13 protein-coding genes are annotated in these 13,408 nt (G+C 71.6%); 1 reads left to right on the top strand and 12 read right to left on the bottom strand.

What is annotated here, in order from left to right; all coding sequences use genetic code 11:
• Positions 1-358 precede the first annotated feature (358 nt).
• From ACWEJX_RS00865 to ACWEJX_RS00845, 5 genes are all read right to left on the bottom strand, one after another.
• The gene (locus ACWEJX_RS00865) at positions 359-520 is read right to left on the bottom strand and encodes a hydrophobic protein (RefSeq protein ID WP_451605402.1); all 162 of its coding nucleotides are present in this window, start codon (positions 518-520) and stop codon (positions 359-361) included.
• Between the two features lie 104 nt (positions 521-624).
• Positions 625-993 (bottom strand): hypothetical protein, encoded by a 369-nt coding sequence (locus tag ACWEJX_RS00860; protein ID WP_451605401.1) that lies wholly within the window; start codon positions 991-993, stop codon positions 625-627.
• A gap of 151 nt (positions 994-1,144) precedes the next feature.
• Entirely contained in the window at positions 1,145-1,597 is a 453-nt protein-coding gene (locus ACWEJX_RS00855) for an SRPBCC family protein (protein WP_451605400.1), read from the bottom strand.
• 86 nt (positions 1,598-1,683) lie between these two features.
• Positions 1,684-2,058 carry a PRC-barrel domain-containing protein gene (locus tag ACWEJX_RS00850; RefSeq protein WP_451605399.1) on the bottom strand — a complete coding sequence of 125 codons (375 nt, stop codon included), beginning with the start codon at positions 2,056-2,058 and terminating at the stop codon, positions 1,684-1,686.
• Between the two features lie 60 nt (positions 2,059-2,118).
• The gene (locus tag ACWEJX_RS00845) at positions 2,119-2,343 is read right to left on the bottom strand and encodes a DUF6458 family protein (protein WP_451605398.1); all 225 of its coding nucleotides are present in this window, start codon (positions 2,341-2,343) and stop codon (positions 2,119-2,121) included.
• Between the two features lie 264 nt (positions 2,344-2,607).
• Here ACWEJX_RS00845 and ACWEJX_RS00840 point away from each other — a divergent pair, with 264 nt between their 5' ends.
• Positions 2,608-3,621, top strand: a complete 1,014-nt coding sequence (locus tag ACWEJX_RS00840) for a serine/threonine-protein kinase (RefSeq protein ID WP_451605397.1) — start codon at positions 2,608-2,610, stop codon at positions 3,619-3,621.
• 45 nt (positions 3,622-3,666) lie between these two features.
• Here ACWEJX_RS00840 and ACWEJX_RS00835 read toward each other — a convergent pair whose 3' ends face one another.
• From ACWEJX_RS00835 to ACWEJX_RS00805, 7 genes are read right to left on the bottom strand one after another with little or no spacing between them, the layout of a single operon-like run.
• Positions 3,667-5,169: a peptide MFS transporter gene (locus tag ACWEJX_RS00835; protein ID WP_451605396.1), complete on the bottom strand. Its 1,503-nt coding sequence runs from the start codon at positions 5,167-5,169 to the stop codon at positions 3,667-3,669.
• An 11-nt stretch (positions 5,170-5,180) separates the two neighbouring features.
• Complete coding sequence (gene ahcY / locus ACWEJX_RS00830; RefSeq protein ID WP_451605395.1) at positions 5,181-6,593, bottom strand: adenosylhomocysteinase; 1,413 nt, start codon at positions 6,591-6,593, stop codon at positions 5,181-5,183.
• A complete protein-coding gene (gene metF / locus ACWEJX_RS00825; RefSeq protein WP_451605394.1) occupies positions 6,586-7,452 on the bottom strand; it encodes a methylenetetrahydrofolate reductase [NAD(P)H] in 867 nt (288 codons plus the stop codon). Before metF ends, ahcY begins: the two co-directional genes overlap by 8 nt.
• Complete coding sequence (gene metH / locus ACWEJX_RS00820; RefSeq protein ID WP_451605393.1) at positions 7,449-10,937, bottom strand: methionine synthase; 3,489 nt, start codon at positions 10,935-10,937, stop codon at positions 7,449-7,451. Before metH ends, metF begins: the two co-directional genes overlap by 4 nt.
• A gap of 11 nt (positions 10,938-10,948) precedes the next feature.
• Positions 10,949-11,932 (bottom strand): carbohydrate kinase family protein, encoded by a 984-nt coding sequence (locus tag ACWEJX_RS00815; RefSeq protein WP_451605392.1) that lies wholly within the window; start codon positions 11,930-11,932, stop codon positions 10,949-10,951.
• A gap of 3 nt (positions 11,933-11,935) precedes the next feature.
• Complete coding sequence (metK, locus tag ACWEJX_RS00810; protein WP_451605391.1) at positions 11,936-13,156, bottom strand: methionine adenosyltransferase; 1,221 nt, start codon at positions 13,154-13,156, stop codon at positions 11,936-11,938.
• Positions 13,153-13,407 carry a phosphopantetheine-binding protein gene (locus tag ACWEJX_RS00805; RefSeq protein WP_403799652.1) on the bottom strand — a complete coding sequence of 85 codons (255 nt, stop codon included), beginning with the start codon at positions 13,405-13,407 and terminating at the stop codon, positions 13,153-13,155. Before ACWEJX_RS00805 ends, metK begins: the two co-directional genes overlap by 4 nt.
• Position 13,408 lies beyond the last annotated feature (1 nt).

Genomic DNA, 13,408 nt, shown 5'->3' with positions numbered 1-13,408 from the left:
TTTTGACACCGGGTTACCCCAAAAAACCCCCCGACCGCCTGCCCCCCCCCCCGGCGGCGGGCGGCCCGGCCGCGCCCCCCGCGCCCCCGCGCCGGACGTCCGCTCCCCCGGGACGGCTCCGGCTGCCGCGATCGTTGCCGTACGACAATCATGACGACACTACCGCTCCGTGATCGACTGGAGGAGCGCGGTGCCGGGTCATCTGGCCGAAACCCCTCCCCTCCGGCCCGGGCAGAGGGCATGCGACGGCCCGGCACGCTCCTGACGGAGGTGCCGGGCTCGGTCACGCCACGGGCGCGCGCCGCGGGGCCGCCGGGGCCGCCGGGGCCGCCGGGGCCGCCGGGGCCGCCGGGGCCGCCTACCAGCGGTACCAGCGGCCCGCGCCGCCCTTCGGCCGGGCCACGAAGCCCAGCAGCCATACGACGAGCACGATGACGGCGATCCACCACAGCGCCTTGACGGCGAAGCCGGCGCCGAAGAGCAGCAGAGCGAGCAGCAGTACCAGAAGCAGGGGGACCATGCGGATCGACCTCCATGAGGACGGTGAGGGAAAGGTGAGGGGAAACGGCCGGACGGCGTACCCGCGCGCACCGGCCTCCTACGGGGCGGGAAGGGCCCGCCCGCTCAGCGGCGTTCGAAGAAGAGGGCCATCGGGCCGAGGTCGCGACGCGCGGCCAGGCGCCCGGCCCGGCGCCCCCACCCGTACGCGAGGGCGAGCACGGCCGCCGTGCCGGCTGCGGCACCGGCCGTCACGCCCCGCTGCGCACGCGCGGCGGCCCACAGGTCGCGCCCGGCGCCGCGGGCCGTGTACGCGGCCGCGCGGGCCTTCCCGGCGAACGGCGCGGGCAGGACGCGCGGTTCCCCGAGAGCGACCGGCTCGTACCGTTCGTCCACGTCGGGGTCGTCCACCCGCGTCAGGTCTGGGTGGTCCGGGACGGCGCAGAGGCGGGTCCGGGGAAAGTGGTTCCGTCCGCTGTTCTCCGAGGCAGTCATGGGCTTCGTCTCGCCGGACTCCCGCACGCTAAACCTGAAGGAGAACCTCCCTTCCGGTGGGCGCTGAGCACCGGAGGACGACGGACCTCGTCCGGCACGGAGAGGGGCGGCCCCCGCCATCCCGGGGGCCGCCCCTCAGCTTCTGTCGGCCTCAGACCGATCCGCGCCAGCCGCCCGTCTGCAGGCCGCCGCGCTCCTCGATGAACGACTTGAAGCGCTTGAGGTCGCCGGCCACCTTGCGCCTGACGAACCCGAGCTTGTCGCCCGCCTGTTCCGTCAGGCCCTCGGGGGCGAAGTCCATCTGGAGCATGACCTTCGTCCGGGTCGCGTCGAGGCGGTGGAACGTGACGACGCCCGCCTGGCGGGCCTCGCCCTCGACCGTCGTCCACGCGACGCGTTCGTCCGGGATCTGCTCGGTGATGACGGCGTCGAACTCGCGCCGCGCACCGCCGATCTCCGTGACCCAGTGGGTGAGCGTGTCCGTACGCTGCTCGATCCGTTCCACGCCGTCCATGAAGAGAGGGAACGTCTCGAACTGGGTCCACTGGTCGTACGCGGCGCGCACCGGGACCTCGACCTCGACCGACTCCTCCACCTTGGACATGGCGACACCTTTCTCTCGGACGGGAATCGTCCTCCCGTCGGGGACGTGCTGCTGAGCTTGCGCGTACCGGGGCGGACCGGCGGCCGTCAGAGGCCGCCCATGCCTCCCCCGAAGGGCCAGGACGCGCGGTAGTACTGGCCGATCTCCTCGCGGTACTGGCGGTCCGCGAGGTGCTTGTCGGAGACGAACTCGGGCGAGTCCTTCACCTGTTCCTTCGACAGGGCGAGGTACAGGGTCCGCTCCTCCAGGTCGACGCGGGTCACCGCCCGCGCCGGGACGAGCACCTCCTTGCCGAAGATCCAGACGCCCGTGTCGACGACCAGGTAGGAGTCGTCCACCTCGTCGGAGTGCTTGTCCACCTTGCCGATGTGCCCGTCGCAGGCCTCGACGCGCCACCCGGTGAGGTCGGTACCCGCCAGATGGCCGGACTCGGCACTGAAGGACCACAGATGGTCGGTCATCGCTGTCACTCCTCTGTCGCTGTGTTCGTGCAGGGCGCGGCGCCGGACGCGCGGGCCGCCTCAGAGCAGGTCACGGCGTTCGTCGTCGGTGACCGTGGGCGCCACCGGCGGGACCACCATCCGACGGCGGCGCAGCACGCTGGTGTAGACGGCGGTCCCGAGCAGGCCGACGCCCATGAGGATCAGGCCGACCAGATCGAGGTCGACCCCTTCGAGATGCCAGTCGGTCGCGAACGTGAGAATGGCGCCGACGGCGATCATGATGATGAACAGTCCCAGACCCATGGTTGGTTGCTCCTCCCCTGCGGGTTGGACAGCGTCCGCGTACCCGGGTCTCCGGGGATCATTCCGCCGTCCTCGGAGGCGTCCGGACCGGGTCCCTCCCGGACCGTGAGCGTGCCGGACCGTCGATTCGCCGTCCTGCGGGGGATGTTCATGGAGGGACGGGGCACGCGTTCAGCCACGGGCCCGCGACGCACGACCGGCGGGCGACGCACCCGGCTCCCGGCCCGTCGGCGGCGGGCCGGCCACACCCCCAGGGAGCTCCCGATGAAGGTCCGAGCAAGGCCCGCGCATCCGGACGTCATGTGGACGGCCCGTACCGTCGCCGGGCGCTACCGGCTCGACCGTCTTCTGGGCCGGGGCGGAGCGGCGGACGTGTACGAGGCGCTGGACCTACGGCTGCGGCGCCCCGTGGCGGTGAAGGTGTTCCGGCCCTCTGGCGGCCGCCGGACCGACGTCCAGTGCGGTGAGGAGGCCCGGTTGCTGGCCCGGATGCACCATCCCGGACTGGTGACCCTCTACGACACGGGCCGCGACGGGAGCCGGCCGTTCCTGGTGATGGAGCTGGTCCGGGGGACGACCCTGCGGCGGCGGATCGCCCGCGGGGTCCTCACGCCCGCCGAGACCTGCCGGACGGGGGCCGCCCTGGCCTCGGCCCTCGCCCATGTGCACGACCACGGCGTCGTCCACCGCGACGTCAAGCCGTCGAACATCCTGCTGGACCGGACGGAGATCCCACACCTCACGGACTTCGGCATCTCCCGCCGCGTCGAGCCCGCGGACGACGCCCCCGAGGGCGCGGGCACCCTCGTCGGCACCGCCTCGTACATGGCGCCCGAGCAGGCCCTCGGCCGCAGAACGGGGCCTGCGGCCGACGTGTACAGCCTCGGGCTTGTACTGCTCGAAACCCTCAAGGGCGAGGCGGAGTACGGCGGAGCGCCACTGGAGGCGGCGCTGGCGCACCTGCACCGCGCGCCGTCGCTGCCGTCCGGTCTCCCGGCGGAACTCGTCCGCCTGCTCACGGCGATGACCGACCGCTCCCCCGAGGCCCGCCCGGACGCCGCCGCCTGCGCGCGGATCCTCGCCGACCCGCGTACGGCGGGACGCGCCTCCACGCTCTCCGCCGCAGCCGGCTCCCGGGAGGCGGGAGTACACCGTTCGCAGCGGTCGCGGCGGCCCTCCGCCGCCCGGCCGGGGCGGCCCGCCTCCGGGCGGACCGTGGCCGCGACCCTCGTCACGCTCGGGCTCCCCCCGTACGGCCCGGGGTCGCGGGGAAGGTGACTGCCGCCGGTGCCGCACGGTCAGGCGGCTCCTTCCGCGCCCCGCTCAGACCCCCAACCGCCGGGCCAGAGGGCGAGCCACGAGAAGGAGCACCGCGCCCGTCGCCACAGACACGGCGCCCAGGGTCAGGAACAGACCGGCTCCTGGAGTCGACGTGCCCGCGAGCTTCATGGCGTTGCCGCCGAGGCCGGCGCCCAGGGCCGCGGAGAGCCAGAAGACGCCGACGACCTGGCTGAGGAAGGGCGCCGGGGCGATGGCCGTGGCGACGCTCATGCCCACCGGGGCGAGGGCTGCCTCGGCGGCGCCGGTGAGGAGGAAGGTGCCGATGAGCCAGAGAGGGGAGACCCGGCCGACGGAGTGGGCGTGCCAGGCGGCCAGGGACATGAGGAGCATGGAGCCGCCCATGGCGAACATGCCGAGCGCGAACTTCGCCGTGGCGCTGATGCGCGCGCCGAGGCGCACCCAGAGCCACGCGAAGAAGGGCGCGCAGAGCAGGATGGCCAGCGGGGTCGCCGACTGGAACCAGCTCGCCGGGAGGCGCAGGCCGAGGATGTCGCGGTCGGTGGCGTCCCGGGCGAACAGGTTGAGCAGGGAGCCTCCCTGGACGTGCAGGGCCCAGAAGAGGGCGGAGGCGAGGAAGAGCGCGATGTAGGCGCGCAGGCGGGTCCGTTCCGGTGCGGAGATGTCCCGGTGGCGCAGGAGGGTCCAGAAGCAGCCGACGGGTACGGCGAGGCTGAGGACCGCGACCAGGGTGAGGACGTGACGGATGGTGAAGGTGCCGGCCAGCGCGTCCGCGGTGAAGAGCGCGGCCGGTACGGCGATCGCGGCCGTGGAGAGGCGGAGGAAGCGGCGGCGTTCGGCCGGCGGGAGCGGGCGGGTGGCGGCGCGGCCGACCTCGCCGAAGGAGGCCGAGCCGCGGACGTACTGCCAGACTCCGAGCCCCATGCCGACCGCCGCGACGCCGAACCCCGCGTGCCAGTTCAGGCCCTCGCCGATGCCGCCGACGACCAGGGGCGCGATCAGGCCGCTGATCTGGATGGAGGTGTAGAAGACGGCGAAGCCGGCGTCCCGCTCGGCGGTCGCCTCGCGCGGGTAGAAGGCGCTGAGCAGCCCTGCCATGTTGGGCTTCAGCAGACCGGTGCCGACGGCGATCAGGAGCAGCCCGGCGTAGACCGTCGGCGCTGTCGGCAGTGCCATCAGCAGGTGTCCGGAGGCGATGACCACGGCGCCGTACAGGGTCGCCCGGTAGCTGCCGAAGACGCGGTCGCCGAGCCAGCCGCCGGGGAGGGAGGCGAGGAAGATCGCGGCGGTGTAGATGCCGAAGAGCATGCCGGCGTCGGAGTTCGTCAGCCCGAGGCCGCCGTTCGCCGCCGGGGCGGAGGCGAACAGGAAGAGGATGGCCAGCATTCCGTAGAAGCTGAACCGCTCCCACATGTCCGTGGCGAACAGGGTGACGAACCAGCGGGGTCTGCCCAGCAGGGTGGGCGGGGCGGTCCGGGACGGATCGACGGCGGGCCGGACGGTTGCGGACGATGTCGACGATGTCATGGCGCTCTCCGTCAGTAGCGGTAGTGGTCCGGCTTGTACGGGCCGTCGACCGGGACGCCGATGTACGCGGCCTGCTCGGGGCGGAGGGTCGTCAGCTTGACGCCGAGGGCGTCGAGGTGGAGGCGGGCGACCTTCTCGTCGAGGTGCTTGGGCAGGACGTGGACGCCGACCGGATAGGTCTCGGTCTTGGTGAACAGCTCGATCTGGGCGATCGTCTGGTTGGCGAAGGAGTTGGACATCACGAAGGACGGGTGGCCGGTCGCGTTGCCCAGGTTGAGCAGGCGGCCCTCGGAAAGGACGATGACGACCTTGCCGTCGGGGAAGGTCCAGGTGTGGACCTGCGGCTTGACCTCGTCCTTCACGATGCCGGGGATCCGTGCGAGGCCGGCCATGTCGATCTCGTTGTCGAAGTGGCCGATGTTGCCGACGATCGCCTGGTGCTTCATGCGGGCGATGTCGGACGCCATGATGATGTCCTTGTTGCCCGTGGTGGTGATGAAGATGTCGGCGGTCTCGACGACCTCCTCCAGGGTGGTGACCTGGTAGCCGTCCATCGCCGCCTGGAGCGCGCAGATCGGGTCGATCTCGGTGACGATGACCCGGGCGCCCTGGCCTCGCAGCGACTCCGCCGAGCCCTTGCCGACGTCGCCGTAACCGCACACCACGGCGGTCTTGCCGCCGATGAGGACGTCCGTCGCCCGGTTGATGCCGTCGACGAGCGAGTGGCGACAGCCGTACTTGTTGTCGAACTTCGACTTGGTGACGGCGTCGTTCACGTTGATGGCCGGGAAGAGGAGCGCGCCCTCGCGGTGCATCTCGTACAGGCGGTGGACGCCGGTGGTGGTCTCCTCCGTCACGCCGCGGATGCCGGACGCGATCGCCGACCAGTCCAGCGTGGTCCTGCCGAGCAGTTCCAGGACGATCCGGAACTCCTCGTTGTCGGCGGTCGACGGGTCCGGGACCTTGCCCGCCTTCTGGTACTCCACACCCTTGTGGACGAGGAGCGTGGCGTCGCCGCCGTCGTCGAGGATCATGTTCGGGCCGTCGGCGCCCGGCCAGGTCAGCGCCTGTTCGGTGCACCACCAGTACTCCTCCAGCGTCTCGCCCTTCCAGGCGAAGACCGGGATGCCGGCGGCGGCGATCGCGGCGGCGGCGTGGTCCTGGGTGGAGTAGATGTTGCAGGACACCCAGCGCACCTGGGCGCCGAGCGCGACCAGCGTCTCGATGAGGACGGCGGTCTGCACGGTCATGTGCAGGGACCCGGTGATGCGGGCGCCGGCCAGCGGCTGGGCGGCGGCGTACTCGCGGCGGATCGCCATGAGCCCCGGCATCTCGTGCTCGGCCAGGGTGATCTCCTTGCGGCCGAACTCCGCCAGACCGATGTCGGCGACCTTGTAGTCGGAAAACACAGCGGACTCAGACACGTGCGAGGCTCCTTGGGGCTTGGGCTTGGATCGATCTGTGGATTTCGAGGGCCGCGGTGCTCTTGTTGAGCGTGATGTAGTGCAGGCCCGGCGCACCCTCGTCGAGCAGCCGCAGACCCATCGCGGTCGCGTGCTCGACGCCGATGCGGTACGCGGCGGCGGGGTCGTCCTTCGCCGCCTCCAGGCGGTGGGCCAGGTCCTCGGGGAAGGCCGCGTCGGACAGCTCGGCGAAGCGGCGGATCTGCCGGACGTCGGTCGCGGGCATGATCTCCGGGATGACCGGGGTGTCGCAGCCGGCCGCCGCGAGCCGGTCGCGCAGCCGCAGGTAGTCCTCCGGGTCGAAGAACATCTGGGTGATGGCGTAGTCGGCGCCGGCCCGGCACTTGGCGACGAAGTGCGCGAGGTCGCTCTCGGGGCTCGCCGAGCGCGGATGGCCCTCCGGGAAGGCCGCCACGCCGATCCGGAACTCCCCCAACGAGCGTACGAGCTCGACGAGTTCGTAGGCGTAGGTGAAGCCGTCCGGGTGCGGCGTCCAGGCGCCGCGCGGGTCGCCCGGCGGGTCGCCGCGCAGCACCAGGACGTCGCGGACGCCGGCGTCCGCGTAGGCGCCGATGATCGCGCGGAGCTCGGCGACCGAGTGGCCGACGGCCGTCAGATGGGCGACGGGCCGCAGGGTGGTCTCGGTGACGATGCGCTTGGTGACGTCGATGGTGCGGTCCCGGGAGGAGCCGCCCGCGCCGTACGTCACGGAGACGAAGTCCGGCGCGAGCGCCTCCACGCGACGGATCGCGTCCCACAGCGTCTGCTCGCCCTTGTCGGTCTTCGGCGGGAAGAACTCGAACGAGAAGGTCGGATTCACAGGCGTCGGCCTCCCGCGTTGAAGTAGCTGGCCTCGGGGTGGTGGACCACGAAGGCGTCGGTCGACTGCTCGGGGTGCAGCTGGTACTCCTCCGACAGCTCCACGCCGATCCGCTCCGGCCGCAGCAGCTCGGCGATCTTCGCCCGGTCCTCCAGGTCGGGGCAGGCCGGGTAGCCGAGCGAGTAGCGGCAGCCCTGGTACTCGGTGCGCAGCATGCCCTCGATGCCGGCCGGGTCGTTCCCCGCGATGCCCCACTCCCGGCGCACCCGGCCGTGCCAGTACTCGGCCAGCGCCTCGGCCAACTGCACGGACAGGCCGTGCAGTTCGAGGTAGTCGCGGTAGGCGTCGGCGGCGAACAGCTTCGCCGTCTCCTCGCCGATCCGGGAGCCGACGGTGACGACCTGGAGGCCGATGACGTCGATCTCGCCGGACTCCTCGGAGCGGAAGAAGTCGGCCAGGCAGAGGCGGCGGCCCCGCTGCTGGCGGGGGAAGCTGAAGCGGGTCCGCTCGCCTCCGTCCTCGTCCAGGACGATCAGGTCGTCGCCCTTGGACACACAGGGGAAGTAGCCGTACACCACGGCCGCTTCGAGGAGGTGGTCCGTCTGGAGCCGGTCCAGCCAGCCGCGCAGCCGCGGCCGGCCCTCCGACTCGACGGTCTCCTTGTCCTTCAGGCCCCACTGGCCCTTGAACAGGGCGCCCTCGTCCAGCCAGCTCGCGTACTCGGCGAGCTGGATGCCCTTGACGACCCTCGTGCCGAGGAACGGCGGTTCCGGTACGACGTTGTCGGCGGCCACGTCGGAACGGCCGGCCGGCTCGGGCTCCCGCACCTCGTCGAGCAGCGGCGTCTCCCGCTTGGGCACCCGGCGCTGCTTGAGCTCCGGCAGGGCCGCGCCCGGCACGCCCCGCTTGACCGCCATGAGGGCGTCCATCAGGCGCAGGCCCTCGAAGGCGTCACGGGCGTAGCGGACCTCGCCCTGGTAGATCTCGTGCAGGTCCTGCTCGACGTACGCCCTGGTCAGGGCCGCCCCTCCGAGGATCACCGGGTACCTGGCGGCCAGGCCGCGGCCGTTCAGCTCCTCCAGGTTCTCCTTCATGATCACCGTGGACTTCACCAGCAGACCGGACATGCCGATCACGTCGGCGGCGTGCTCCTCGGCGGCCTCCAGGATCGCCGACACCGGTTGCTTGATGCCGATGTTGACCACGTTGTAGCCGTTGTTGGAGAGGATGATGTCGACGAGGTTCTTGCCGATGTCGTGGACGTCACCGCGCACAGTCGCCAGGACGATCGTGCCCTTGCCGTCGGCATCCGACTTCTCCATGTGGGGTTCGAGGTAGGCCACGGCCGTCTTCATGACCTCGGCGGACTGGAGCACGAACGGCAGCTGCATCCGGCCGGAGCCGAACAGCTCGCCGACCGTCTTCATGCCGTCGAGGAGGATCTCGTTCACGATCTCCAGGGCCGGGCGTTCGACGAGCGCCGCGTCGAGGTCGGCCTCCAGGCCGTTCTTCTCGCCGTCGATGATCCGCCGCTTCAGGCGCTCCTCCAGCGGAAGCGCGAGCAGCTCCTCCGCCTTGCCGGCCTTCAGGGACTTCGCCGTCGCGCCCTCGAAGAGTTCGAGCAGGCGCTGCAGCGGGTCGTAGCCCTCGCGGCGCCGGTCGTAGATCAGGTCGAGCGCGACCTCGACCTGCTCCGGCTCCAGGCGCGCGATCGGCAGGATCTTCGACGCGTGCACGATCGCCGAGTCCAGGCCCGCCTTCACGCACTCGTCGAGGAAGACCGAGTTCAGCACGATCCGGGCGGCCGGGTTCAGGCCGAAGGAGATGTTGGACAGGCCCAGGGTCGTCTGGACGTCCGGGTGGCGCCGCTTCAGCTCGCGGATCGCCTCGATGGTGGCGATGCCGTCCTTGCGGGACTCCTCCTGGCCCGTGCAGATGGTGAACGTGAGCGTGTCGATCAGGATGTCCGACTCCCTGATCCCCCAGTTCCCGCTCAGGTCGGCGATCAGGCGCTCGGCGATCGCGACCTTCTTCTCGACGGTACGGGCCTGCCCCTCCTCGTCGATCGTCAGCGCCATCAGCGCCGCGCCGTGCTCCCGCGCCAGGCCCGCGACCTGCGCGAACCGGGACTCGGGGCCGTCGCCGTCCTCGTAGTTGACCGAGTTGACGACCGCGCGGCCGCCCAGCTTCTCCAGGCCGGCCCGGAGCACCGCCACCTCGGTCGAGTCGAGCACGATCGGCAGCGTCGACGCCGTCGCGAAGCGCCCCGCGAGCTCCGCCATGTCGGCGACGCCGTCGCGGCCCACGTAGTCCACGCACAGGTCGAGCATGTGTGCGCCCTCGCGGATCTGGTCGCGCGCCATCTCGACGCAGTCGTCCCAGCGGCCCTCCAGCATCGCCTCGCGGAACTTCTTCGAGCCGTTGGCGTTCGTCCGCTCGCCGATCGCCAGGTACGAGGTGTCCTGGCGGAACGGCACATGGCTGTAGAGCGACGAGGCACCCGGCTCGACGACCGGCGTGCGGACCGGCACGGCCGCGCCGCGCACCCGCTCCACGATCGCGCGCAGGTGCTCGGGCGTCGTACCGCAGCAGCCGCCGACCAGCGCCGGGCCGTAGTCGCGTACGAACGCCTCCTGCGCGTCGGCCAGTTCCTCCGGCGACAGCGGATAGTGCGCGCCGTCCGAGGTCAGCACCGGCAGGCCGGCGTTCGGCATCACCGAGACCGGGATCCGGGCGTGCCGGGACAGATGGCGCAGGTGCTCCGCCATCTCCGCCGGGCCGGTGGCGCAGTTGAGGCCGATCATGTCGATGCCCAGCGGCTCCAGGGCCGTGAGCGCGGCGCCGATCTCGGAGCCGAGCAGCATGGTGCCCGTCGTCTCGACGGTCACCTGCACGATCACCGGCAGGTCGAGGCCGAGGGAGTCAAGGGCCCGGCGGGCGCCGATGACGGCCGCCTTCGTCTGGAGCAGGTCCTGCGAGGTCTCGATGAGCAGCGCGTCCGCCCCGCCGCGCAGCAGGCCCTCCGCGTTCTTCTGGAAGGCGTCGCGCAGCGGCTCGTACGTGACGTGCCCGAGGGTCGGCAGCTTCGTGCCCGGGCCCATCGAGCCGAGCACCCAGCGGGGCCGGCCGTCGACGGCCGTGTGCGCGTCGGCGGCGGAGCGGGCGATGCGCGCTCCGGCCTCCGACAGCTCGTACACGCGGTGCTCGATGCCGTACTCGGCGAGCGCCGCCAGGTTGGCGCCGAACGTGTTGGTCTCCACCGCGTCCACGCCCACCGAGAAGTAGGCGTCGTGCACGGAGGCGACGATGTCGGGACGGGTCAGGTTGAGGATCTCGTTGCAGCCCTCCAGACCCGTGAAGTCGTCCATGGTGGGGTCGGCGGCCTGGAGCATGGTGCCCATCGCCCCGTCGGCCACCACGACCCGGGTGGCGAACTCCTCGCGGAGCGAGCGCCTGGCGTGCTTCGTCACGTCAGCCCCCCTCATGTCAGGTGCCGTCATGTCAGGTGCCTCAGATGCGTCATGAGCGTGGCCGTGCAGCCCACCCCGTACGTCGTGCGGATGCGGTCCAGGAGCGTGTCCCGGTGCAGCCGGTACTCCTGCGTGCCCACGTAGTCGAGGACGGTGGCCGCGACCGCGCAGCCCAGCTGGGCCGCGCACTTCTCCGGCACGCCCCACAGCGTCCCGGCGAGGAAACCGGCCCGGAAGGCGTCACCGACGCCCGTCGGGTCGACCACGCCCGCGACCGGCACCGCCGGCACCGCGAGCGGCGCCCGGCCCTCGCCGCGGATCCGCACCCCGGCCTCGCCGTGGGTGGTGACCCACGTCCCGACGCGGCGCAGCACGTCCGCCTCGGACCAGCCGGTCTTCTCCCGCAGCAGGGCCGTCTCGTACTCGTTGGTGAACAGGAACCGTGCCCCGTCCACCAGCTCCCGCACCTGCCCGCCGTCGAGCCGCGCCAGCTGCTGCGACGGGTCGGCGGCGAAGGGGACCCCGAGCTCGCGGCAGGTGCGGGAGTGCCGCAGCATGGCCTCGGGGTCGTCCGGGGAGACCAGGACCAGCTCCAGACGCCCGGCCCGGGCGACGACGTCCCGCAGGTCGATCTCGCGGGCCTCGCTCATCGCACCGGCGTAGAACGTGGCGATCTGGTTCTGCGCCCGGTCGGTGGTACAGACGAACCGGGCGGTGTGGAGCGACTCGCTGACGCGCACCGAGTCGGTGTCCACACCGTGGTCCTTGAGCCAGATCCGGTACGGCTCGAAGTCGGCGCCGACCGCGCCCACGAGGACGGGGCGCAGGCCGAGCACACCGAGTCCGAAGGCGATGTTCGCTGCCACTCCGCCGCGCCTGACCTCCAGGTTGTCGGCGAGGAACGACAGGGAGACCTTGTCGAGCCGGTCGGCGATCAGCTGCTCGCTGAACCAGCCGGGGAAGGTCATCAGATGGTCGGTCGCGATGGATCCGGTGACAGCGATGCGCATGGATCAGACCCCCGTGACCTCTCGCGCGGCCTTCTTGAGAGCGTCGGCCCGGTCGGTCCTCTCCCAGGTGAACTCCGGCAGCTCCCGGCCGAAGTGCCCGTACGCCGCCGTGGCCGCGTAGATCGGGCGCTTCAGGTCCAGGTCGCGGATGATCGCGGCCGGCCGCAGGTCGAAGACCTGGGACACGGCCTCCTGGATCGCCTCGTCCGGGAGGGTGCCGGTGCCGAAGGTCTCGACGAAGAGACCGACCGGCTCGGCCTTGCCGATCGCGTACGCGACCTGCACCTCGCAGCGCCTGGCGAGCCCGGCCGCGACGACGTTCTTGGCGACCCAGCGCATCGCGTAGGCGGCCGAGCGGTCCACCTTCGACGGGTCCTTGCCGGAGAAGGCGCCACCGCCGTGCCGGGCCATGCCGCCGTACGTGTCGATGATGATCTTCCGGCCGGTGAGGCCGGCGTCGCCCATCGGGCCGCCGATCTCGAAGCGGCCGGTCGGGTTGACCAGGAGCCGGTAGCCGTCGGACTCCAGGGTCACACCCTCCTCGACGAGCTCCTTGAGGACGTGCTCGACGACGTACTCGCGCACGTCCGGGGTCAGCAGGCCCTCGACGGAGATGTCGGCGGCGTGCTGCGAGGAGACGACCACCGTGTCGAGGCGGACCGGCCGGTCGCCGTCGTACTCGATGGTGACCTGGGTCTTGCCGTCGGGCCGCAGGTACGGGACGGTCCCGTTCTTGCGGACCTCCGTCAGCCGGCGCGACAGGCGGTGCGCGAGCGCGATCGGCAGCGGCATCAGCTCGGCCGTGTCGTCACAGGCGTAGCCGAACATCAGGCCCTGGTCGCCGGCGCCCTGCGCCGCCAGCTCGTCCTCCACGCCCTCGACGCGGGCCTCGTGCGCGGTGTCGACGCCCTGCGCGATGTCCGGCGACTGGGCGCCGATGGACACCGACACGCCGCAGGAGGCGCCGTCGAAGCCCTTCGCGGAGGAGTCGTAGCCGATGTCGAGCACGGCGTCGCGCACCAGCTGGGCTATCGGCGCGTACGCGGAGGTGGTGACCTCGCCGGCGATGTGCACCTGACCGGTGGTGATCAGGGTCTCGACGGCGACGCGGGAGTGCGGGTCCTGGGCGAGCAGGGCGTCCAGGACGGTGTCGCTGATCCGGTCGGCGATCTTGTCGGGATGGCCCTCGGTCACCGACTCCGAGGTGAACAGGCGGCGGCTCATGCCTGGACCTCCACCTTGTCGTTCGCGAAGAAGTGCTGCTCGATGGCGCCGAGCGTCCGGATGGAGTCGACCTCCAGGGTCTCCATCTGGATCGAGGTGCCGCTCTCCTGCTCCAGCAGGAAGACGAACTCGACGAAGGACAGCGAGTCGATGAGGCGGTTCTCGATCAGGTCGAGGTCGGCGGCGATGTCGTCGCGCTCGGGGTGACGCTCGAGGATCCAGTTCTTCACCGTCTGCAGGCCGTCGGCCATG

The organism is Streptomyces sp. NPDC004788 (assembly GCF_053601115.1).
Note: the sequence above shows the minus strand (reverse complement) of the source record. Positions and strands in the feature narration are given on the sequence as shown.